Source organism: Mesorhizobium sp. WSM4832 (assembly GCF_055811115.1).
The window spans coordinates 22,035-43,176 of the sequence record NZ_JBVVQH010000027.1 but is presented as its reverse complement, the minus strand read 5'-3'; the positions used below and the strand labels follow the sequence as shown (position 1 = coordinate 43,176).

The 21,142-nt window shown below is 60.6% G+C and carries 20 protein-coding genes and 1 tRNA gene; 15 read left to right on the top strand and 6 right to left on the bottom strand.

The window, feature by feature from the left end; genetic code table 11:
• Window positions 1–22: 22 nt before the first annotated feature.
• A complete protein-coding gene (locus AC0L2L_RS29495) occupies window positions 23–664 on the bottom strand; it encodes a hypothetical protein (RefSeq protein ID WP_127873787.1) in 642 nt (213 codons plus the stop codon).
• Between the two features lie 189 nt (window positions 665–853).
• Between AC0L2L_RS29495 and AC0L2L_RS29490 the strand changes: the two genes are divergently transcribed.
• The 5 genes from AC0L2L_RS29490 (at window position 854) to ptsP (ending at window position 5,674) form a co-directional block, all read left to right on the top strand.
• Entirely contained in the window at window positions 854–1,291 is a 438-nt protein-coding gene (locus AC0L2L_RS29490; RefSeq protein WP_473583391.1) for a transcriptional regulator GutM, read from the top strand.
• A 54-nt stretch (window positions 1,292–1,345) separates the two neighbouring features.
• Window positions 1,346–2,113 (top strand): PTS glucitol/sorbitol transporter subunit IIC, encoded by a 768-nt coding sequence (srlA, locus tag AC0L2L_RS29485; protein ID WP_473583390.1) that lies wholly within the window; start codon window positions 1,346–1,348, stop codon window positions 2,111–2,113.
• A 16-nt stretch (window positions 2,114–2,129) separates the two neighbouring features.
• On the top strand, window positions 2,130–3,134 hold the full coding sequence (gene srlE, locus AC0L2L_RS29480) for a PTS glucitol/sorbitol transporter subunit IIB (protein ID WP_473583389.1): 1,005 nt from the start codon (window positions 2,130–2,132) through the stop codon (window positions 3,132–3,134).
• Between the two features lie 27 nt (window positions 3,135–3,161).
• The gene (locus AC0L2L_RS29475; RefSeq protein ID WP_473583388.1) at window positions 3,162–3,542 is read left to right on the top strand and encodes a PTS glucitol/sorbitol transporter subunit IIA; all 381 of its coding nucleotides are present in this window, start codon (window positions 3,162–3,164) and stop codon (window positions 3,540–3,542) included.
• Window positions 3,543–3,688: 146 nt separating this feature from the next.
• Window positions 3,689–5,674, top strand: coding sequence for a phosphoenolpyruvate--protein phosphotransferase (gene ptsP / locus AC0L2L_RS29470; protein WP_473583387.1), 1,986 nt, complete (start codon window positions 3,689–3,691; stop codon window positions 5,672–5,674).
• Between the two features lie 17 nt (window positions 5,675–5,691).
• Here ptsP and AC0L2L_RS29465 read toward each other — a convergent pair whose 3' ends face one another.
• Window positions 5,692–6,474: a hypothetical protein gene (locus AC0L2L_RS29465; RefSeq protein ID WP_473583386.1), complete on the bottom strand. Its 783-nt coding sequence runs from the start codon at window positions 6,472–6,474 to the stop codon at window positions 5,692–5,694.
• A 154-nt stretch (window positions 6,475–6,628) separates the two neighbouring features.
• Between AC0L2L_RS29465 and AC0L2L_RS29460 the strand changes: the two genes are divergently transcribed.
• Window positions 6,629–7,636: a sugar-binding transcriptional regulator gene (locus AC0L2L_RS29460; RefSeq protein ID WP_473583385.1), complete on the top strand. Its 1,008-nt coding sequence runs from the start codon at window positions 6,629–6,631 to the stop codon at window positions 7,634–7,636.
• A gap of 63 nt (window positions 7,637–7,699) precedes the next feature.
• Here the strand turns inward: AC0L2L_RS29460 and AC0L2L_RS29455 are convergent.
• Window positions 7,700–7,776 (bottom strand) — tRNA-Pro (locus AC0L2L_RS29455).
• Between the two features lie 326 nt (window positions 7,777–8,102).
• Here AC0L2L_RS29455 and AC0L2L_RS29450 point away from each other — a divergent pair.
• The 3 genes from AC0L2L_RS29450 to AC0L2L_RS29440 all read left to right on the top strand — a co-directional run bounded on the left by AC0L2L_RS29450 (window position 8,103) and on the right by AC0L2L_RS29440 (window position 9,128).
• A complete protein-coding gene (locus AC0L2L_RS29450) occupies window positions 8,103–8,513 on the top strand; it encodes a helix-turn-helix domain-containing protein (protein ID WP_473583384.1) in 411 nt (136 codons plus the stop codon).
• The gene (locus tag AC0L2L_RS29445; RefSeq protein WP_473583383.1) at window positions 8,510–8,689 is read left to right on the top strand and encodes a hypothetical protein; all 180 of its coding nucleotides are present in this window, start codon (window positions 8,510–8,512) and stop codon (window positions 8,687–8,689) included. The genes AC0L2L_RS29450 and AC0L2L_RS29445 overlap by 4 nt, the downstream gene beginning before the upstream one ends.
• A gap of 91 nt (window positions 8,690–8,780) precedes the next feature.
• On the top strand, window positions 8,781–9,128 hold the full coding sequence (locus AC0L2L_RS29440; RefSeq protein WP_473583382.1) for a DUF2293 domain-containing protein: 348 nt from the start codon (window positions 8,781–8,783) through the stop codon (window positions 9,126–9,128).
• Window positions 9,129–9,161: 33 nt separating this feature from the next.
• Here the strand turns inward: AC0L2L_RS29440 and AC0L2L_RS29435 are convergent, their stop codons facing one another.
• The 3 genes from AC0L2L_RS29435 to AC0L2L_RS29425 are packed head-to-tail and all read right to left on the bottom strand — an operon-like array spanning window position 9,162 to window position 12,813.
• Complete coding sequence (locus AC0L2L_RS29435; protein WP_473583381.1) at window positions 9,162–11,072, bottom strand: DUF3732 domain-containing protein; 1,911 nt, start codon at window positions 11,070–11,072, stop codon at window positions 9,162–9,164.
• A 20-nt stretch (window positions 11,073–11,092) separates the two neighbouring features.
• Window positions 11,093–11,599, bottom strand: coding sequence for a three component ABC system middle component (locus AC0L2L_RS29430; RefSeq protein WP_473583380.1), 507 nt, complete (start codon window positions 11,597–11,599; stop codon window positions 11,093–11,095).
• A complete protein-coding gene (locus AC0L2L_RS29425) occupies window positions 11,596–12,813 on the bottom strand; it encodes an ABC-three component system protein (RefSeq protein WP_473583379.1) in 1,218 nt (405 codons plus the stop codon). Before AC0L2L_RS29425 ends, AC0L2L_RS29430 begins: the two co-directional genes overlap by 4 nt.
• Before the next feature lie 227 nt (window positions 12,814–13,040).
• Here AC0L2L_RS29425 and AC0L2L_RS29420 point away from each other — a divergent pair, with 227 nt between their 5' ends.
• The 6 genes from AC0L2L_RS29420 to AC0L2L_RS29395 are packed head-to-tail and all read left to right on the top strand — an operon-like array spanning window position 13,041 to window position 21,128.
• The gene (locus AC0L2L_RS29420) at window positions 13,041–13,976 is read left to right on the top strand and encodes an abortive infection family protein (protein WP_473583378.1); all 936 of its coding nucleotides are present in this window, start codon (window positions 13,041–13,043) and stop codon (window positions 13,974–13,976) included.
• 54 nt (window positions 13,977–14,030) lie between these two features.
• The gene (hsdR, locus tag AC0L2L_RS29415; RefSeq protein WP_473583377.1) at window positions 14,031–16,466 is read left to right on the top strand and encodes an EcoAI/FtnUII family type I restriction enzme subunit R; all 2,436 of its coding nucleotides are present in this window, start codon (window positions 14,031–14,033) and stop codon (window positions 16,464–16,466) included.
• Between the two features lie 3 nt (window positions 16,467–16,469).
• On the top strand, window positions 16,470–17,336 hold the full coding sequence (locus AC0L2L_RS29410; protein WP_473583376.1) for an FRG domain-containing protein: 867 nt from the start codon (window positions 16,470–16,472) through the stop codon (window positions 17,334–17,336).
• Window positions 17,333–18,787: a type I restriction-modification system subunit M gene (locus tag AC0L2L_RS29405; protein ID WP_473583375.1), complete on the top strand. Its 1,455-nt coding sequence runs from the start codon at window positions 17,333–17,335 to the stop codon at window positions 18,785–18,787. The genes AC0L2L_RS29410 and AC0L2L_RS29405 overlap by 4 nt, the downstream gene beginning before the upstream one ends.
• Complete coding sequence (locus AC0L2L_RS29400) at window positions 18,784–20,445, top strand: restriction endonuclease subunit S (RefSeq protein WP_473583374.1); 1,662 nt, start codon at window positions 18,784–18,786, stop codon at window positions 20,443–20,445. The genes AC0L2L_RS29405 and AC0L2L_RS29400 overlap by 4 nt, the downstream gene beginning before the upstream one ends.
• Window positions 20,442–21,128 carry a hypothetical protein gene (locus tag AC0L2L_RS29395; RefSeq protein ID WP_473583373.1) on the top strand — a complete coding sequence of 229 codons (687 nt, stop codon included), beginning with the start codon at window positions 20,442–20,444 and terminating at the stop codon, window positions 21,126–21,128. The genes AC0L2L_RS29400 and AC0L2L_RS29395 overlap by 4 nt, the downstream gene beginning before the upstream one ends.
• The last annotated feature ends 14 nt before the right edge of the window (window positions 21,129–21,142 follow it).

Below are 21,142 nucleotides of genomic sequence, written 5' to 3'. Positions count from 1 at the left end.
TCAATAGTAAGGCGGCCAACCATCAAAGCTGACGCAGCGCCTCGCTGACCGGCGAGGATCCAAGCGCGCGTTGCATGGCCTGGCGCGACTGGGCGCGGTCTGGCGTGATCCAGTTGGGCTCGGCGCCAAGGAAGCGATCGAGAAACGCCACGGCATAAGCGGGCATTTCCGTCGCGTTCTCGCGATAGGACCACCAGGTGCGCAGGTCGTCGGCGCATTTGTCGATGCTGGGCGCCGTGCCGAACTCCTGCTCGTGCACCGCCAGGATCGCCGACACGCAGTAGTTGGTATAGAGAAAACCCTCCGGCCAGAAGCGCACGATTTCGGCTGTGCCGGCATTGGCCTCCGTCTCGATCATTTCGGTGAGGCCGGAGATTTCGCGGGCCGGCGCCTGCCGGATCAACTCGCGCAGCACCAGCCCGGCGGCGAAGACGATGAAGTCGGCGCGGTCGACATCGGCGAATCGTTTCTGCGCTTCCATCACCTCGATCCAGTCGAGAAAGGCGCGCGTCAGCTTGGCCTCGTCGATCTCGAAGCGCACGCCGAATGTTTCCGACACCACCTTGGCGCTGCTGCGGAAAGTGGCGCGAAACCAGCGCAGCTGCCGCAGCCGGTGTCGCAGGTCCGGCATAAGCGCCAATTCGTGCCTGAAAGGCAGGTCCATGTCTCATTTCCCGTTTGACGACAGGCTAGCACAGGCACTGCCGATGCCGAAATCGGCCAGGCGCCTGTGGAGCGTTATGGCGGCTAATATAATACATGTTGACATTCCAGGAAACAAATGTTCTCACTTTCGGGTCATCTCGTCTCCGTTCAATATGCGCCGGAGGAAGAGACTCGGGAGGAAACCGAAATGGCGATCTGGCAGTGGGCGCTGCTTCTGCTGTTTGTTGTCTGGGCGTTGCAATCGCTCGGCGTCTGGCTGCAGATGCGGCATTATTCGGACGTCTTCAAAGGTGTCACCAGCCAGTACAAGGACGGCTTCGTCGGCGCCGGCAATTTTCGCGGCCGGCTGGCCAAAGGCACCATCGCGCTGGTCGTGGTCACCCCAGATCTGATCGTGCGCCGCATGATGGTCATGAGCGGCCGCTCGGTGCTGACCAAGTTCAAACGACATGAAGAATTCGAGGGCATCCCCCTCGATCGACTCCGGTCCAACCCTGCGATCATGGGGGAGGGGGAACCCGGTGTGGCCGAGGCCGTGAAACGCGCGATCGAGCAGATCGACCGCGCGCGGTCGGAGCCGGGGAAGAAGCCGGGCCTGTCCGGCTTGAACGCAGCAAGGGCTTAAACGACGCCGGCAGCCGGCTGGGAATGTGACCGGCAGGGGTCATAAGGAGGAGAAATGTCTGTAATTTCGTTATTGGCGCAGCATGCCGACTTGGCGGTGCATAATTTGCATGTCGCTGGCACCATGGTCTCCGATGCTGCCTGGCACGGCAAGCTCGGCGTCGAGCACGCCACCGACCATCTCGTGGTCCTGGCGCAGGCCACGACCGACAACGCGCCGGTCACCGCCGACCAGCTGAAGGAACAGCTGAAAAACGTGCAGCAGGAAGAGCAGCTTGGCTGGCTGACCGCCATCGGCAAATACTTCATCGGCATCTTCCAGAAGGGCGGCGAAGTGTTCGCCGGCTTCGTCACCGGCATCATCCCGACATTGGTCGTGCTGATGACCGCCTTCTACGCCATCACCGAGCTGGTCGGCGAGGAGCGCGTCCATGGTTTGGCGCGAGGCGCCGGGCGTATCGCGCTCACCCGCTACACCGTGCTGCCTGTGCTGGCGGTGTTCTTCCTGACCAACCCGATGGCTTACACCTTTGGCTCGTTCCTGGAAGAAAAGCACAAGCCGGCCTTCTACGACGCGGCCGTGTCCTACGTGCATCCGCCGCTCGGCCTCTTCCCGCATATCAACCCAGGTGAATACTTCGTCTGGGGCGGCATGCTGGTCGCGCTGCTCGACCTCGAAAAGCGCGGCGTCGTCGCCGGCGGCTATCACGTCAAGGTGGCCATCTGGTACGCCATCGTCGGCCTTGTCGTCATCCTGCTGAAGGGCATGCTGACCGAGCGCATCACGGCAATCATGGCACGCCGCCAGGGCGTCGAGCTCTAGGGGCGGGGAGGACACCATGGCCAAGACATACAAGGCAGTAAAGATCTCCAGGGGTTCCACCGGTTGGGGTGGCCCATTGGTCATCGAGCCGACCGAACAGCGCAGCAAGGTCGTGTCGGTGACCGGCGGCGGCATTCATCCGGTGGCGAAGTTGATCGCCGACATGACCGGCGCCGAGGCCGTCGATGGCTTCAAGGCGCCGCCGATCGAAAGCGAGATGGCGGTCGTCGTCGTCGATTGCGGCGGCACCGCGCGCTGCGGCGTCTATCCGCGCAAGCGTATCCCGACCGTCAACCTGACGCCGGTCGGCCAGGCGGGTCCGCTCGCCCAGTTCATCACGGAAGACATCTACGTTTCGGGCGTGAAGCCGGCCAACGTCACAATGGCGGACGGATCCGAAGCGGTCACCACTGCGGGGGGAGCAGCATCGATGAATTCAAGCAACAACACTGCAGCCGCGGCGCCACAGCCGCTGCCGAGCGAAGGCGGCCTTATCGGCCTGATCAGCTCGATCGGCCGCGTCATGGGCCGTGTCGTCGGTATCTTCTTCAATGCCGGCCGCCGCACCATCGATCAGGTGATCCGCAACGTGCTGCCCTTCATGGCCTTCGTGACCATGCTCATCGGTCTGATCCTCTATACCGGCATCGGCGACGTGCTGGCGCAGCCGATGGGTCCGCTGGCCAACAACATCGTCGGCCTGCTGGTGATCTCGGCCATCTGCGGCCTGCCGTTCCTGTCGCCCATCCTGGGGCCAGGCGCGGTCATCGCGCAGGTCATTGGCGTTGCCATCATCGGCCCGCAGATCGCCAACGGCACCATCTCGCCCGCAATGGCTCTGCCGGCGCTGTTTGCCTACAACACCCAGGTGGGCTGCGATTTCGTCCCCGTCGGTCTGGCGCTCGGTGAGGCCAAGCCGAAGACGATCGAAATCGGCGTGCCGGCGGTGCTCATCAGCCGCCAGATCATGGGCCCGGTCTCCGTGCTGATCGCATGGGTCGTCTCCCTGATCGTTTTCTAAAGAACGCGTAACAACGAGGTTCGCCATATGTCGGTTCTTCTCAAGACACGGGTCACGGCAATAGGACCCGAAGTGGCGGACCTCGCCGAGGGCGGCGTGGTCATCCTGTTCGCGGATGGCTCGCCTCCCGAACTCGCCGAAGTCTCCGTGCTGCACCAGACGGAAGTGGGCCCAAGCGACGACGGGCCACGCAAGGGTGCGTCGATCACACTCGGACCGCTTTCGGCGACGATAACGGCGGTAGGCGAGACGGCCTGGAGCAAGGTCCGCGAAATGGGCCATGTCGTCATCTCTTTCAATGGCGCCGCCGAGGCCGAGAGGCCCGGTGAGGTCTGCGCATCCGAGGTCGATACCGGTGCGCTCGTGGCTGCCCTGACTCCGGGCGCCGTCATCACTATCGTCGCCTGATAGATTTGCCGTCCAGAGACGGCGTCATAAGCAGGAACAATTCCAGGAAAAATGTGAAGCGGTTTTCCGTCTGGAATTGCGTCAAAACAAAGGGATAGAGCGGTTTGCCGTTTCTGTGAAACGGCGAAAAGCTCTAGAGTATCGCCATGGAACGCTCGACCATCGTCAGAGTGCATGAAGGTTTGCACGCCCGTCCCGCAACGCGGTTCGTGAAACTCGCCAAGGGTTTCGAATCCGATGTCGAGCTGGTCAAGGACGGCAAGGCGGTCAGCGCCAAGAGCTCGGTCAAGCTGATGTTGCTGGCGGTCAAGGAAAACCAGGAAGTCACCGTGCGCGCCAACGGCGCCGACGCCATCGAGGCGATCGAGGCGCTGATCGGCTATCTGGAGAACCCGCGTGCCGGCCTCGACGATGGGAACGAGGCGGACGAAGCTGGCCCGGAGGCCGCAGCCGCCGCGCCCGCTTCGGGTGCCGCCCCGCCGGTTGTCGTACCGGCGGATGGGACACTGAAACTCCAGGGCGTCGCCGCCAGTGAGGGCGTCGCCATCGGGCCGGCTTTTGCCCATTTTCCACCGGAGATCGCGGGGCCGGGAAGGCGCCTGCAGGCCGATGAGATCGAGGGCGAGCTCAAGCGCTTCCGAGGCGCTGTCGCCGCCGTCCAGGCGCGCATGGATCGCACGCTGGCCGAGAGCAATCTCTCTGCCGGTGACCGTGGCATCGTCGCGGCGCTGCGCGACATCGCCGCCGACGACAGCCTGACCGACGAAGTCGAAAAGCTCATCAAGGAGGGCGACGACGCCGTGTCGGCCGTTATCGGCGCAGCCTCTACGATCGCCGCCGATTTCAGCGCCGTCGACGACCATTATCTCAACGCGCGGGCCGACGATGTCCATGCCGTCGGCAGGCAGATCTGCCTGATGCTGCTCGGCCAGGACGAGGTCAGCCTGGAGACCATTCCACAAGGCGCGATCCTGATTGCCGACGACATCGGCGCCTGGGACCTGGCGCGCGCGCCGCTGAAGCGCATCGGCGGCGTGGTCTGCGGTCATGGCGGTGCCACTTCGCACATCGCCATCATCGCCCGCTCGCACGGCATCCCGGCGGTGCTGGGTCTCGGCGATAGGGTCAACGAACTGCGCACCGCCAGGGAGGTGGCGATCGACGGCAATGCCGGCCATGTGATCGTCGATCCGGATGAGGCCGCGCGGGCGGATTTCACCCGGCGGGTCGAGGCGGCGGCGCAAGAGCGCGCGGGCCTCAAGGTGTTCAAGAGCGTGACCCCGACCCGCGCCGACGGCACCGTGATAGAGGTCGCGGCCAATATCGGGTCGCTGGAGGAGATCGAGGCGGCGCAGGAAGCCGGCGCCATGGGCGTCGGGCTGTTCCGCACCGAGCTGCTCTTCATGCGCCATATGCACCTGCCGTCGGAAGACATGCAGGCCGAGACCTATAGCGCTTTGGCCAAGGCCTTTGCGCCGCATCCGGTGATCGTGCGCACGCTCGACATCGGCGGCGACAAGCCGATCGCCGGCATCGATTTTCCTGACGAGGAAAATCCCTTCCTCGGCTGGCGCGGCATCCGCATGTGCCTCGACCGTCCCGACATCTTCAAAAAGCAACTGCGTGCCCTGCTCCGGGCCGCCGTCCATGGCAACATCAAGGTCATGCTGCCGATGGTCTCGGAGATTGCCGAGGTCACGCGCACCCGCGCGCTGGTCAATGAATGCGCGGCCGAATTGAAGGCCGAAGGCGTGCCGCACGCGGGCTTCGATCTCGGCGTGATGATCGAGACGCCGGCCGCCGTGCTGATCGCGCCGACGCTTGCGAAGGAAGTGGCCTTCTTCTCGATCGGCACAAACGATCTGACGCAGTACATCATGGCCGCAGACCGCCTCAATCCGACGGTCGCCAAGCTCAATGACGTCACCAATCCGGCGGTGATGTCGGCGATCGAGCTGACAGCCAGGGCAGGCGTCGCCGCCGGCATCATGGTGGGCATGTGCGGCGAGGCCGCCGGTCGTCCGGATCTGATCCCGGCCTTCATCAATATGGGCCTGACCGAGCTCAGCATGAGCCCTGCCTCGATCCAGCGAGCCAAGAAGACCATCGCGGCCATGACGGCCGAGCGATAGCGGATCCCTCGCGGCGGTTACGTCAGATGCGCAAGCAGGGTGGCGAGAACCGGCGTCAGTTCCTGCACCGCGTTCGCCTGGGCACAGGCCTGCCGGATGCGATCCTCCCGCACCTCGGCCGCCAGCACCGCGATCTCGAGAATGTCGGGCTCTGGCGTGCCGCCATCGGCCTTCGTCGCCAGTCCGCAGGCAAGCACCACGGGCGCCAGGCATCTGATGTCGAGAGACCGGTCGCCGGCTATCGCCGGGCCCGTCCCGGTCTCGCCGGGCTGAACCGGGCGGTGGTTGAGGCATTCGACGAGGAGAGCCGCGCAAGCCGCGGCGACCTGATCGGTGGATGCCCCATCGGCCGTCGCGCCGGCCAGAAGATCGGCGTGGCGCTTGCGCATCGCCGTGTGGACGGCGGAAAAACTTGCCTCGTGAACGCGCGGATTGTCGACGCCGTAGCCGGCGAGGACCGCACGGGTCAGATAATACATGTCGCGCCTGAACTGTCGTTCGCCGCCGATCTGCCGGTCTTCGTCGCCTTCCGGGAAATAGGTTCGCAGGCTTTTGACCATCGTGCCGTCGACCTTGAGCGGCCGGGAATGCGGAATGAAGGATTCCGCGATCGTCAGCGCTTCGTCGACGGCGCTTGCGGCGTGGCCGAGCAGGCTCTTGCCCGGAAACGGCGGCAGATTGGCTATTTCGGGCGGTGGCTCGCCGGCGCTGTCGTGGCGGCTCTGGCGGATGGCGTCGCGCAGCTCCCGAAGCCGGTCCTTCAGGTTGGCGCGGACATCTTCGGATATTTGTCGCAGCATCGCCAATCGCCTCGAAATGCTGAAGCCGATCACGGCTCGGGGGCGCCAGTCGCCCTCTCTAGATTGTTCGTATCGATTGGTAGATCAATAGGCGATATTTAACCAGCATGCAGAATCGGCGAGGGCAGCGTCATCGCCGGGTTGGGAGGGGAAGTTGGGCAGGCGACGGCAGGGCGAACCTGAAAACGGCAGGGCGGAGGCATCCGAGCAGATCGTCAATGAGAGCCGGACCGACCGCCTCAGGATCCGCGCCGCCTGGATGTATTTCGTCGAGCAGATGACGCAGAACGAGATCGCCGACGTGTTGGGCGTCGGCCGCGTCACCATCGTGCGCATGCTGGCGGAGGCGAGGGCGCGCAACGAGGTGAAGATCACCATCGAGAGCGAGCTTCTGGAGATCGTGCGGCTGGAACGCGCGCTGGAAAGGACCTTCGGCCTGCAGCAGGCGCTGGTGGCGCCTCTGAGCGACCCCAACGCCGATCCGATCCCGGCGATCGCCGCCAAGACCGGCATGTTCCTGTCCGACGCGATGAAATCCGGCATGCAGGTCGGTGTCGGCTGGGGCGTGACGCTGTTCAACACCTTGCCGTTCATCAGCGCCAAGTCGCTGTCCGATTTCAAGGTGATTTCGCTGCTTGGCGGTGTCGGCGTCGCGCGCCGGGTCAACCCGGCCGAATTCGCCTGGCGCTTCGCCCAGATCTTCCAGGGCGACGGCTATCTGATGCCGACGCCGGCCGTCGTCGACAGCGTCGAGACCAAGATCGCTCTGGTCGAGCGCTGCGGCCTGCAGGAGATTTTTGAAATGGCCGATGCGCTCGATGCCGTTTTGCTGAGCGTTGGCGGCATCGCTTCGGCCACCACCTTCTCGCGCGGCGGCTTCCTCAAGGAAGCGGACCGCGAGGCCCTGCTGGCGCGCGGCGCGGTCGGCGATCTTCTGTTCCATTTCTTCAACCGCAACGGCGACCTGGTCGACCATCCCGTCAACAGCCATGTGATGTCGGTGGATGTCGACCGCCTGCGCAAGGCGCCGATCCGCATCCTCACCTCCGGCGGCGCGGAGAAGACGCAAGCGCTGCTCGGCGCCATGCATCTGATTGCGCCGACCATCCTGATCACCGACGAGGAAAGCGCGCGCCGCATGTTGGCGGCGCATGCGGCCTAGGCAGCGGTCATAAACTCGCCGCACGGTTCGTGCCGCCTTCGCGGGGGATTTCAAGGATTTAAATGGTCGGAGTGGCCGGATTCGAACCGACGACCCCTTGACCCCCAGTCAAGTGCGCTACCGGGCTGCGCTACACTCCGGACCGCGGAAAGCCCTATATTCTCAAGGGTTCAGAAGCAAGAGGCGAATTCGCCGAAATCGGCGAAATGGGAACAAATGGTGTCTCGGTGTGCCTTTGGTGGCCGAAAGTCACACCGAAAATCACACCAGATGTTCCGGCTGTGTTCTCGTTCGCGGGCGCCAGCCTACGCGCTCCATTGTTCGGTTTTGGCAGCTTCTGTCGAACTCCAACGCACTGATCTCAAGGCGGCTCTCGAGCGTCTGTAGTTCCCAAGAAATCCCCATCAGGCCGTCGCTATAAAGAAATTAGCAGCACATCGAAGCTGCGATTTCAGAGGAAGTGACGATGAGTAGCCATCAGGGGAAACCGTATGCGGGCACCAGGCTCGCCAAGTATCTTGAGAAGCGCGTCCTGGAGCTGCGCCCGAAGAAGACCCAGATCGCGATCGCGAGTGAAGCCGGATTCGTGAACCCCAATATGCTCGCCATGATTAAAGCTGGAACGGCCAAGCTGCCGCTCGACAGGGTCGCCGCTCTGGCAAAGGCCCTCGAGTGCGATCCAGTGATGCTATTTATGCTGGCGATCGAACAACTCGGTGGAGACACCACCGATCTTGCCGTCAGGCAGATATTCGGGACGCTGGTTACCGAAAACGAAGTGGCCTGGCTCGAGGAGATCCGCCGCGCGTCAGATCACACGAATCCGAGCCTTACCTCGAAGGCGCGGTCCGCCATTCGTGGGGTCTTCGGCAAATGAGCAGCGAGCAAGACTTCTCCGCCGAAGGCTGGCGCCAAGTGGCCCACATCCGCGACCGCGACATCACCTCTAACGAACGTTTTTGGCTCGACGTGATCAGACTCGCGTCGTGGGATTCCGATCCGGCCCCCACGCTCGAAAGGGTGCAGAAGCTAAGGCAGATATTCCAGACCTAGCTCAAATCTCCGCCCCAGCCACCGCTATTCGGCCCATCGCACCTGCCGGCGCCCCCGCCGACGCGGTCAATGAATTTGCAAGTGATCGACAATGTCAGACCCGCAAAAGCCAAATTCCCCCGGCATCTTCTCTTTCGATGATGTGATGCGACATATGCGTATTCATCATCCAGGTTGTCCGAAGAAGACGTGTCTCACCATAGCGGCGCGGGTAAGCGCCCGCCATTGGAAAGGACGCAAATTAGGTGCCGCAGTCGGTATCGAACTGCAGAAATATATCCGGCACGCTATGACCGACTACGACGAGCTCCTGTGGGCCAAAATGATGACGCGTGAGGAGGCGCGGGCTTTCATTGCGCCGCAAGTCGCGGAGGTTCTTCGCTCTTGGCGTAAACCCAGAATAAGGCTTCGCTTGGCGAGACAAGAGGGGGAAGCCTGAGGGAAACCTGCTCAGCCACAATGCCATCCAACATTAGCGGCGGATATCCCAGTCAGGAGGAATGAGAGCAGCCCCGCGTCGCCATTCCTCGACGATCGAGGCGTCGAACCAGTCGTCCGCAAGATGGGCATGATCGAGAACAATCAGTTGTAGTCCCTCGATCTCTTGGCAGGCCCGGTGCATCAACTCGAAGAGTGCCTGGACCGCGTGTCGGTCCTTGTCATCTAGCGGATCAAGACTCCCATCCTGGTCTCTCTCAGCGGGATAATGCGCCTGTGATGGTTGGTCGAAGATGAGTGTCGCGGGCACTGGCCGCTCCCGCTTGCGAAACCACCAGTGAAGCGCCAGGTAGGTGAGAACGTGGTAGCCGACCCAGTTCTCGCCACTGCCCATACGGTTAAGCGGGATTGGGCCATCCAGCGTGTCTGCGACCACCGTGAGCTTCTTGAGGTCAAGGCGCAGCTCGCTGCCACTATGCTCTAGATCCAGAGAATCCGCGAACCGCGACATCTGCTTGCTGATGATGTTCAGATAAGTATCGAGCCGCTGCGCCACGTCCTCGGCATTCACCGCCGCCTCGAGCGTTTCCACCCGCCGCTTGGCTGCCTCAATCGTCGGCGCGAAGTCGGCCTCGCTGTGACTCGGACGAACCGCTTCAAGAAAGGCGCCGATCCGGCCTACTACACGGGCTTGATCTACGAGTAGATCCTGTTGAGCTTTCGCGCGAGCATCATCTGAAATCAGGCGGGATAGAGCGTTTTGTGCCTCCACGAGATCGCGTTCAAGCGTGCCGCGACGTTGTTCGAGAGCTTCGATGTGGCGTTGAAGATGCGGCTGCTCGGTTTCAACGGCGGCGAGCTGATCAGTTACCGCCCGTAGCGCGTCGGCGACTTGCTCTACTGCCGGCGTCGGAATGGCGAGGGCGGAATCGCAAAGCGGACAGTGATGCCCGTCTGCATCAACCTTGAACAGGCCAATCGAACTCAGCCGTGCTCGCTGTTCGTGACCTTCTCGGGAATAGGCGCTCTGCTCAGACAGCATGAGCCGCGAGGCGCGCATCTCTTCGTTTACGCGTTCCAGTCCGTTCCGTAGCGATGCCTGCTCGCCCCGCAGCCGGTTTATAGATTCTCCGAAGTCTGGCAACGGAGCGTTCGTGGTGAGATCGGTGCGGGCCGTGCGATCAAGAACATCCAGGGCGACGTCAGTCTCGACCGGTTCATAGTCCGCAGCAATCAGACCCACACGCTTGCTGTCCGTCACCAGCCGCCGGATTCGGCCAATGTCGACAGTGCGTTGTTCGTTCTGACGTTGCGCGCGTAGCTCCAGTTCGCGCAACGCGTCCCGAGCCGTGTCGAGCTCATGCTGCCGCAAAAAGTGATTCTCGTCGACCGCGCCAATGAAATAGGGGATCGTGTCCTTAATCGCCTGCGGGATAAATTGGTCGCCCTGTCGATGGAAAAGACGGTCGCGGTTGTCGATTTCGTCCTGCTTCTGAAAGCACAGAAACAGCGCGTGGCGAATCGATGCCTGGAGCGGCAGCCGCGTCCCAGTCTGCGGGCGGTGCTCGTTCTCCGAGATACCGAGGTATCGCGACAGGAGTGAGATCAGCTCGGGTTCAACCATGTTGCGGTCAAGCTCTTCGAAACCGGGCGGCGCATCGAACCGCCCACGCCGGACATAGATCTCACCGCCGGTATCGGTTCCTGGACCAGGATTGCGGCGCGCGATGAACAGCTCGTCGCCGCCGCTTAGCAGGCGCACGGCGAACCACGACACGCTGCGGCGGATGACTCCCTCCGCTACATTGCAGCTGCTACGACCAAGGCAATAGTCGATTATGTCGATAATCGCTGATTTGCCGGTCTTGGAATCACCCGTGATGACGTTGAGACCGCCGCTCTTGAACGCGAGTTCGCGCTGCTCCCCACTATGCGAATAGAGCACAATCGCGCCTATGCTAATACTCACGGTTTGACGCCCCAAGCTGCCATAATGGTCGAAGTCGTCCCCGCCTTGGCCAGCCATCGGCCGAGCATGCGGGCCGTAGTCACGCAGTCGCGAAAGTCCTCGGTAATCCCGTCTTCGAACTTCCTACCGACGGCTAGCGGCTTTGCTCCGAGGACAACGCCGCCATCATCAGCAAACGCAAGCGCCGTCCGGTCGATGGCAAAGCGCAGCGCCTCCTGGACGATCGGGCGCAACGACCGCGTGCGCTCGGCAAACCCCACGAGCACCTCCGGGTTGCGCTCTCGCCACGAATACAGTGACGTGAGGGTCGTGCTCGGCAGAGCCCGTCTGGTTTTGCCATGTAAGGAGACTGGCAGTGCGCAGAACAGCAGAGCATATGGACACGCGCTTCCCTTCGCCTTCTGAAATTCCTTTACGAATTCGCTTAGGACTACCGCACAGAAGGCGGGATTGAAAAGATTCGCCTCCTCTCGCGGCCGCTGGTCCCAGACGGGCAGGCTCATGCGGCTTTGACCTTAGCTGGCATGCCGAACATCGTGCTGTGATCAGGATGCCATCCCACTGTCACGCCGTCTGCGAGAATCTGGTAGGAGCCCGAGCACAACCATTGTTCATGGCGGTTCCGAAACGGGAGCTGCGTGCGGCTCGCCCAATGGAAGAGGCCGCGCCCGAACGCCTTTTTGTCGTCGTCGCTGAGCGGCTTTGCACTACTTTCGCGCGCCAATCGCTCGCGCGTCCACCGCTCGACCAGATCGGCATCGTAGCGTGCCGCTTCCCCGTCGAGCAAAGCGTTCTCGCGCGCCCAGGTCGAGCGCTGGGCGGTGGCTCGATAAAAGTCAAGCTTCGCCAGCTTCACCGATTCTTCCGCCACATCGACGCACCGCATTTGATTGACGAAGATGCGGTTATCCGAGGCGGAAAGATCCTCTGTCGAGACCGTCAGCGCGTCAGGACTGATCAGAAGCTCGCTTGCGCGAAATGCGCTGGCGATTTCGTCGATCTTTGTGCGCAGCGCAAGTAACGAGATCGCTTGCGACTCCGAACTGCTGAGGCAGTTCACGACCTGTGCGAACCACCAGCCTTCGAGATGATCGACGAGATGGGTAATCTTGCCATCGGGTGCTGCGAAAATCAGCATCTCCTCGATCTCGGACCGTGAATCGATGATGTTCGGCGCGTCGTCGTGGATCTGAATCGCAGCGATAAGATTGCGCTGGTCTTTCTCCGACAGCGCAAGAAAAGCTTTTCGGCCGGCGGCTGACTCCTGGTTGGTCGAGTTGGCTGCGGCGGCGCAAAGAAGCGCCAGCGCCTTGCTCTCGGCATCTTCATATGGGCGCACCGAGCGAAGCAGCTCTGCGGCGGATCCCACAGGCGCCTGCGCGGTCGTAATGATTGTAAACTGACGCTCGAACGGCAGGTTGAGATTTTCCGAGGTCTGTTCGCTCCAAATTCTAAGCGTTTTCCATAGAGCAACGCTCATGTCCGTGAGGCTAGCTGCCTCGACATGATGCTTCAGCTGCAGTTGCTGCAATGCGGTGCCATCCTGTTCGAAAGCCACGTCATCGAAACGCTCGACAGAAACCGAAAGGCTAGGCTGCGATTTGGTTTTAATGATCGCAAGCAGCAGCGCCTCACGGCACTGATAGAGATAGCCGAGCATGGGCCCGGTAGCGCTGTAGTTTGAGGCGATGGCAGCACCTTCCCCTGTTAGTGCCATAAAGCATTCCCTGCCTCATGAGCATTGGTTTCAAAGCTATTGGCCCATTGGTGCACTGTAAAGCACCGAGGTATCAGGCGGTATACGAGTCGTTCTAGTGTTGCCTAAGGAGTGGTGACGCCCTTTCTTGAATCTAGCTACGGGGCAGGCGATGGCGGGGGATATTCGTATCGCTATGGCGATTAGGATAGAAGAAAAGATCCTACGGCAATCCACGCGGCGACTGCTTGAAAAATGACCTTCCCTTCTCTAACCGCGGCCAAGCCATGACCGAAAAATTTTCACCTTTTGTCATCAAAGCACTGGTCGACACCATCACGGGCGGCGCCGGCAACGACACCACGCCCGCAATCGGGATCTATCGCTCAGGGCCGAAGATTGAGCAGTTTTTCCTAGACTGCGGCCTGGATATGCGCATTGGCGTCAGTTCGCGGGTGCCGGCGACGACGGACTTTCTGCGTCGGATCGCCAATCATTTCGACGGCAACGGTGGAATGTATATCACCCGCGTGATCGAGAGGGTTTGTGATCCTCGCGATTATATTGCGGAACCCACCAAGGCAATTTCAGTCCGCGAGCACATCAATAAGGCGCTTGTCTCGGATGGGTTGTCCGTTGTCATTGTTGGCGGAAAGGCGCTTCTGACAGAGCGCCAGGGTGCCGGCGGGATCGTCGAACCATTCATTCAGAAAGTGGCGACGTTAGACTTCGACACCGTTCAGATGGAGATTGCACGCGCTCTTCCGAATCTGGAAGACGATCCAGAGGATGCAGTGACGGCCGCGTGTTCACTTATTGAAGCCGTATGCCGATCGATTCTCATAGAACTCAGATTGCCGCTCCCCCAGAAAAAGGACATCGATGGCCTGATCCGCGCTGTGCAGGAGCCGTTGGGGCTGTCTCCAGGTCGCTCAGACCTCCCGCAGGAGATCGAAGCCGATATCAGGCAAACGCTCAGTGGCTTAACTTCTGTTGCCAAAGGGATCGGCGCGCTGCGAACGCACGCTGGTGATGCCCATGGGCGAGAGAAAGGCTTCCGCCGTATCGACGGGCGGATCGCACGCCTTGCTATCAATGCGGCTAGTTCACTTGCCTTGTTTCTTATCGAGAGTTGGGAACGGAAAGAGCATCGATCTTTGCCTCAACATGCGGACCGGCAATAAACTGTTGATTCGTTTGTATTAACCCCCTAGACCGACCAAAGGGGGGCGCAGCTAGTGGACAAGGGTAGTCTTACCGAGCGCGATATCTGCACGAAGTTCATCCTGCCTGCCGTCAAGCGCGCCGGATGGAACGAGATGGTGCAGGTTCGAGAGGAAGTCTATTTCACCAAAGGCCGGATTATCGTGCGCGGCAAGCTAGTGACGCGCGGCAAGGCGAAGAAGGCTGATTTCGTTCTCTGCTACAAGCCGAATATTCCAATCGCGCTGATCGAGGCCAAGGATAACAATCATAACGTCGGCGACGGTATCCAGCAGGGCCTCGACTATGCAGCGACGTTGGATATTCCTTTCGTGTTTTCTTCAAATGGCGACGGCTTCGTCTTTCACGACCGCACCGGCCTCAGCGTTCCGATCGAAACGAATCTCGGCCTCGACAATTTCCCGTCGCCAGCTGATCTGTGGGCGCGCTATCGCGCTTGGAAGGGCCTCGACGCTGAGGCCGAAGAGATCCTGCTTCAGGACTATTTCGACGACGGCAGCGGCAAGTCCCCGCGCTATTATCAGGTTAACGCCGTCAACGCCGCGGTCGAGGCCATTGCCAAGGGCCGTGACCGAGTTCTGCTGGTTATGGCGACCGGCACGGGCAAGACATACACGGCGTTTCAAATTATCTGGCGGCTGTGGAAGGCGGGCCGCAAGAAGCGCATCCTTTTCCTCGCCGATCGTAACGTGCTGATCAACCAGACGATGGTGAATGATTTCCGCCCGTTTGGGGCGGCGATGGCGAAACTCTCCACCAATGCCAATACGATCGAACGGCAGGACGGCACGACGGTCGATCTGACGCTGGCGCTTGACAGGAAGCGACGGATCGACACCGCCTTCGAGGTCTATCTCGGCCTCTATCAGGCGATCACCGGTCCGGAGGAGCGGCAGAAGCTCTACCGCGAGTTCTCGCCCAGCTTCTTCGATCTGATCGTGATCGACGAATGCCATCGCGGCAGCGCGGCAGAAGACTCGACGTGGCGGGAAATCCTTGACCATTTCTCGGGCGCGACGCAGATCGGCCTCACTGCTACGCCGAAGGAAACCGAATACGCATCCAACACAGACTACTTCGGCGAGCCGGTTTTCACCTATTCGCTGAAGCAGGGCATCAGCGACGGCTTCCTCGCGCCCTATAAGGTCATCAAGGTTCATATCGACCGCGATGTGGAAGGCTATCGTCCGGAAAAGGGCCAGCTCGACCGCGACGGCAACGAGGTCGACGACCGCATCTACAACGCCAAGGATTTCGACCGGCACATCGTGCTCGACGAACGCACGGTGCTGACCGCGAAAAAGGTCACCGAGTTTCTGAAGGGAAGCGGCGACCGCTTCCAGAAGACCATCGTGTTCTGCGTCGATGAGGAGCACGCGGCACGGATGCGGCAGGCGCTCGTCAACGAGAACCCCGATCTGGTCGCCGAGAACCTGCGCTACGTAATGCGCATCACCGGCAGTGACAAGGAAGGCCAGGACCAGCTCGGAAACTTCATCGACCCGGAATCGAAATTTCCCGTGCTGGTGACAACCTCTCGGCTTCTGTCCACTGGCGTAGATGCGCAGACCTGCCGGCTGATCGTGCTCGATCGCGCGGTCGGTTCGATGACCGAGTTCAAGCAGATCGTCGGGCGCGGCACGCGCGTCCATGAGGACACCAAGAAGTTCTTCTTCACGCTGATCGACTTTCGCGGCGCGACTAGCCATTTCGCCGATCCCGATTTCGACGGCGATCCTGTGCAAATTTACGAGCCGGGCGACGGCGATCCGATCACGCCGCCCTACGACGCGCCGCAGGGTGACGACACAAGCCCAACAACACCAGGCGCGGATGAAACGGTGCTCGATCAGCTGGGCCTGCCGCCGCCGGCCAGTGGCCAGATCCGCAAGATTTATGTCGATGGCGTCGGCGCCCGCATCCTCGCGGAGCGAATTGAATATCTCGACGAGAACGGCAAGCTCGTCACCGAGTCCCTGCGCGACTTCACCAAGACGGCGCTGAAGAAGCGCTTCGCTAGTCTGGACGATTTCCTAAAGCGATGGAAATCGGCTGAGCGTAAGCAGGCGATCATCGAGGAACTGGAAGCCGAGGGGCTGCCGCTCGACACCGTAGCTGACGAGCTTGGCAAGAACCTCGATCCCTTCGATCTAATCTGCCACGTCGCATTTGACAAAAAGCCGCTAACCCGCCGTGAGCGGGCCGAGAATGTGAAGAAGCGCGACGTGTTCACCAAATATGGGCCACAGGCCCGCGCGGTGCTCGATGCTTTGCTCGAAAAGTATTGCGACGAGGGCGTGCTCAATCTCGACGACGCAAATGTGCTGAAGGTGACACCTTTCAACGCTATGGGCAGTGTTGTGCAACTTATCAAGGCGTTCGGAGGTAAGGCGGGCTTCGAGAAGGCCGTCAACGATATGCAGGACGCGCTCTACGAGGCCGTGAGCTAGCAGATGGACACAATTGGTAGCCAGACGGTCTGGGGCTTGTTTGATCGGAACTCTGAACCGGAAATAGCCTCAAATACGCTCGTTCGACGTAGTCCCGGACACAAAGTGAGTTCCTACGTTGATCTGGCCCAGAAGGTCGCAGCGCTGCAGTTTCTAAACCGAGAACACGTTTTGCTTTTTAGAGGACAGAGCGCCGACCATCTGACCAGTGCTGGCCTGTCGACGATGAAACCGACAATCTTCCGGTCGCATGGTCCCGGAAAGGTGCCATCGCGTGATACGCTTCGAGCCCGATTTGCAACCTTAAGGATAGCCGAGGGGAAGCTCTCGTCTCGCTATGCCGAAGAGGGTCTTTTGGGTGCAGATCGACTAGCTCGACACCGACTTCTGCGCTGGTCAATCTTGCAGCACTACGACGTATGCGCGACCCCGTTGCTTGATGTATCACAGTCCTTGAGAGTCGCGGCGTCATTTGCGACATCCAACTCGCCGGAGGATGCGTTCGTCTTGGTGATCGGTGCGCCAAACTTTAGCGGTGCAGTCACCGCGAGTTCGGAAGCGTCGATGCAGATCGTCCGGCTCTCAAGCGCATGCCCACCGTCGGCTATGCGGCCACACTTTCAGGAAGGCTACCTGCTCGGGGAATACCCCGAGATTGCAGATGTTTCACCACCAGGGCGATATCAGCACTCGGAAATGGATTTTGGCCGAAGGCTGGTCGCAAAATTTAGGTTCGAACCGAAAAAGTTTTGGAGAAGCGACACATTTCCGAAACTGGCGGACAAGGCCCTGTATCCGACAGGTAGCAGAGATCCGCTAGAGCGGATAATGCACGAACTAAAAGCGGAACTTGAGGAGAACCTGATTTGATCGTCCGCACCACTGTCAAATCCATTCAAGATATCATGCGCCAGGATGTCGGCGTCGATGGCGATGCGCAGCGCATCAGCCAGCTCTGCTGGATGTTCTTCCTCAAGATCGTCGACGATCAGGATCAGGAACTCGAACTAACCAGGGACGGCTACCAATCGCCGATACCCGAGAAATTCAGGTGGCGGAGCTGGGCAGCGGACCCGGAGGGCATCACAGGGCAGGCACTGCTCGATTTCATCAACGACGAGCTATTTCCGGCGCTAAAAGGTCTTCAGGTTTCGGTCAAGCAAGGTGACCGCCGCCGCGTAGTGCGCGACGTATTCGAAGACGCCTACAACTATATGAAATCCGGCCAGTTGTTGCGCCAAGTGGTCAACAAGATCAATCAGGTCGATTTCAACAATCTCGACGAGAGGCGGCACTTCGGCGAATTTTATGAGCAGCTCCTCAACGACCTGCAATCTGCAGGCAATGCTGGCGAATATTACACGCCGCGCGCCGTTACCGCCTTCATGGTCGATCGCATCGACCCGCATCTGGGCGAAATCCTGTTTGATCCCGCCTGCGGCACTGGCGGCTTCCTGTCCTGTGCCATCAATCACATGGAAAAGAACTACGTCCGCACACCCAAGCAGCGAGAGACGATGCAGGGCGCCTTGCGCGCGGTGGAGAAGAAGCAGCTGCCGCACATGCTGTGCGTCACCAACATGCTGCTGCACGGCATCGAGGATCCGAGCTTCGTGCTCCACGACAACACGCTGGCCCGGCCGCTGATTTCGTGGAGCAGGGACGAACGCGTCGATATCGTTGTGACCAATCCGCCCTTCGGCGGGCGCGAGGAAGATGGCATCGAGAACAACTTCCCGACTTTCCGCACTAAGGAAACGGCCGATCTGTTCCTCGCGCTAATTGTGCGCCTGCTGAAACCGGACGGGCGCGCGGCCGTGGTGCTGCCGGATGGCACGCTGTTCGGCGAGGGCGTCAAGACGCGGCTTAAGGAACATCTGATGGAGGAGTGCAACCTCCACACCATCGTTCGCCTGCCCAATTCCGTGTTTAAGCCCTATGCCTCGATCGGCACCAACTTGCTGTTCTTCGAGAAGGGAACGTCGACCAAGGAAATCTGGTTCTACGAGCACCGCGTGCCGGAAGGCCAAAAAGCCTATTCAATGACCAAGCCGATCCGGCTAGAGCATTTTCAGGGCTGCATCAACTGGTGGGGCGCCAAAGATCGCAAGGGCCGCGAGGAAACGCCACAGGCATGGTGTGTCACCGCCGAGGAGGTAAAGGCGCGCGGCTACAATCTCGACATCAAGAACCCGCACACTGTCGCCGATGATCACGGCGACCCGCACACGCTGCTGACCGACCTCGCACGCGCCGAGGCCGAGACAGTGAGCTATCGCGACCAGTTGAAGGCGATCCTCGCCGAGGCGCTGACCCGATGAAAGCGGAACGCCTGCTGGCGCATTACGAGGCGATTGCCAACGCGCCTGACGCAATCGCCCGCTTGCGCCGCTTCATTCTCGATCTGGCCGTGCGTGGCACACTTGTGTCGCAGGACCCGAATGACGAACCGGCAACGGAATTGCTGAAGCGGATCGCGAAGGAGAAGGACCGTCTGGTGAAGGCCGGGGAGATCTCAAAGTTCAATGATGCGAAGCCCGCCGTTCGAGGTGATCTAGCGTTTGGTATCCCGGCACAGTGGCATCCGGCCAAGATCGGACAAGTTCTGAATGAGCTTCAAACCGGCCCATTTGGAAGTTCTCTGCACCAAAGCGACTATCGTGTTGGCGGAACGCCCGTGATCAATCCTGCGTCGATTCAAGATGGACAGATCGTCCCGATCGACAAAATGGCGGTCGGTGCGCTCACCTTGGAGAAGCTTGCTTCGTTCAAATTGCGCTCCGGCGACGTTATCGTGGCGCGCCGCGGTGAAATGGGCCGATGTGCCATCGTAGGGGAGCGCGAAGCGGGTTGGCTTTGTGGAACCGGGAGCCTCATCCTTCGGCCCTCCAAGCTCATTTCTGCGAATTTTCTTGTCCTTTTGATAGGCTCGCCATTTGGTCGGGATTATCTCAGCGGTTCAGCTGTCGGCACGACAATGCAGAATTTGAATCAGACAATTCTGCTGAGATTGTCTTTCGGCCTCCCACCCCTCGCCGAACAGCACCGCATCGTCGCCAAAGTCGATGAGCTGATGGTGCTCTGCGACCGGTTGGAGGCGGCCAGGGTCAACCGCGAGATCGTTCGCGACCGGTTGGCGACGGCGAGTCTGGCCCGCCTCGACGCGCCTAATACCGAAACCTTTGAGGCTGACTCCCGCTTCGTCCTCGACACGTTGCCGGCGCTGACCGCACGGCCCGACCAGATCAGACAATTGCGCCAGACCATCCTCAACCTCGCCGTGCATGGCAAACTCGTTTCGCAAGACCCGAACGACGAACCCGCCAAAGGCTTCGAGAAACCCAATGATCCGGCCGCCCCGTTTGATCTGCCTGCCAGCTGGAAATGGATTCGAATAGGCAACTCGCTGCATCTTTTAAACGGCATGGCGTTCAAGCCGACTGATTGGAGAAAATCAGGTTTGCGCATTGTGCGCATTCAGAACCTCAACAATCTGGATGCACCCTTCAACTTTTGCGATCCCGACATGACCCATGAGCGGTCGCTGATTGATGACGGCTCGTTCTTGATAAGCTGGTCGGGCACGCCCGGCACGTCGTTTGGTGCGTTCATTTGGAATCGCGGACCAGCGGTTCTCAACCAGCACATCTTCCGCTGCGATTTCAAAACGAAGGCTTTCACTGCATCGTTTTTGCGTCTCGCCATCAACGGTCGCCTTGATGAAATGATTGCCAAAGCGCACGGCGGGGTTGGCCTTCAGCACATTACGAAGGGAAAACTGGAAGCACTCCTGATTCCCCTCCCACCGCTCGCTGAGCAGCACCGCATCGTTGCCAAAGTCGATGAACTGATGATGCTCTGCGACCGGTTGGAGGCGAGCCTCGCCGCCACCAACGCCACCCGCCGCCGCCTTCTCGACGCGCTGCTTGCCGAGGCGTTGGCGCCGGCCGAGGATCTTGACCTGGAGGCGGCGGAATGAGCCGCGCGCCGGAAAGGCGCGTGGCGGAGAAACTTGATCCCGAGAAGGTAGCTTACTGGTATTTTCGCTTGAATGGCTTCTTCCAGATCGAAAACTTCGTCGTTCATTCGGAAAGGCGCGGCGGCCAGAGAACGGACGCCGACCTGCTCGCAGTTCGGTTTCCGTTTCGTGCTGAGCGCCTGTTCGATGACCCGAACGATACCATGGCTGACGACGTGGCGCGGCTCGCGCTGTCCGACGATCTGATCGACATCGCAATTGGCGAGGTTAAGACAAATCAGCCTTGCACCTTGAACGGGCCCTGGACACGAGAAGATCGCCGGAATGTCCATCGCGTGCTTGCAGCGATTGGGTGCCTTCCAGTTGACCGGATCGAAGCGGCGGCGGCGGACATTTATCGGGTGGGTTTCCACCGCAGCGACACCCTTCGCATCCGCCTGGTAGCGGTGGGGCGTGACCGAAGCGACGACGTCGCGGCGGCATATCCCGAGGTGACCCAACTGCTCTGGGCAGAAATGCTGGCCTTTATCTGGGAGCGGTTCCACCGTTATCGGCAGCAGAAGACCCAAGTGGACCAGTGGGACGCCGACGGCCGCAAGCTCAAACGGCTGGCCGATCAGTCCGCCGAAGCTGCGGACTTCATCGAATGCGCCTGGCACCTCATCGGTCTGCACTATGGCTAGATCTGGCCAAATAC

What these genes read in the sequence shown, in the direction of transcription:
- AC0L2L_RS29495 (WP_127873787.1), bottom strand. Translation starts at nt 664, where the DNA reads ATGGACCTGCCTTTCAGGCACGAATTGGCGCTTATGCCGGACCTGCGA.
- AC0L2L_RS29490 (WP_473583391.1), top strand. Translation starts at nt 854, where the DNA reads ATGGCGATCTGGCAGTGGGCGCTGCTTCTGCTGTTTGTTGTCTGGGCG.
- srlA (WP_473583390.1), top strand. Translation starts at nt 1,346, where the DNA reads ATGTCTGTAATTTCGTTATTGGCGCAGCATGCCGACTTGGCGGTGCAT.
- srlE (WP_473583389.1), top strand. Translation starts at nt 2,130, where the DNA reads ATGGCCAAGACATACAAGGCAGTAAAGATCTCCAGGGGTTCCACCGGT.
- AC0L2L_RS29475 (WP_473583388.1), top strand. Translation starts at nt 3,162, where the DNA reads ATGTCGGTTCTTCTCAAGACACGGGTCACGGCAATAGGACCCGAAGTG.
- ptsP (WP_473583387.1), top strand. Translation starts at nt 3,689, where the DNA reads ATGGAACGCTCGACCATCGTCAGAGTGCATGAAGGTTTGCACGCCCGT.
- AC0L2L_RS29465 (WP_473583386.1), bottom strand. Translation starts at nt 6,474, where the DNA reads ATGCTGCGACAAATATCCGAAGATGTCCGCGCCAACCTGAAGGACCGG.
- AC0L2L_RS29450 (WP_473583384.1), top strand. Translation starts at nt 8,103, where the DNA reads ATGAGTAGCCATCAGGGGAAACCGTATGCGGGCACCAGGCTCGCCAAG.
- AC0L2L_RS29445 (WP_473583383.1), top strand. Translation starts at nt 8,510, where the DNA reads ATGAGCAGCGAGCAAGACTTCTCCGCCGAAGGCTGGCGCCAAGTGGCC.
- AC0L2L_RS29440 (WP_473583382.1), top strand. Translation starts at nt 8,781, where the DNA reads ATGTCAGACCCGCAAAAGCCAAATTCCCCCGGCATCTTCTCTTTCGAT.
- AC0L2L_RS29430 (WP_473583380.1), bottom strand. Translation starts at nt 11,599, where the DNA reads ATGAGCCTGCCCGTCTGGGACCAGCGGCCGCGAGAGGAGGCGAATCTT.
- AC0L2L_RS29425 (WP_473583379.1), bottom strand. Translation starts at nt 12,813, where the DNA reads ATGGCACTAACAGGGGAAGGTGCTGCCATCGCCTCAAACTACAGCGCT.
- AC0L2L_RS29410 (WP_473583376.1), top strand. Translation starts at nt 16,470, where the DNA reads ATGGACACAATTGGTAGCCAGACGGTCTGGGGCTTGTTTGATCGGAAC.
- AC0L2L_RS29400 (WP_473583374.1), top strand. Translation starts at nt 18,784, where the DNA reads ATGAAAGCGGAACGCCTGCTGGCGCATTACGAGGCGATTGCCAACGCG.
- AC0L2L_RS29395 (WP_473583373.1), top strand. Translation starts at nt 20,442, where the DNA reads ATGAGCCGCGCGCCGGAAAGGCGCGTGGCGGAGAAACTTGATCCCGAG.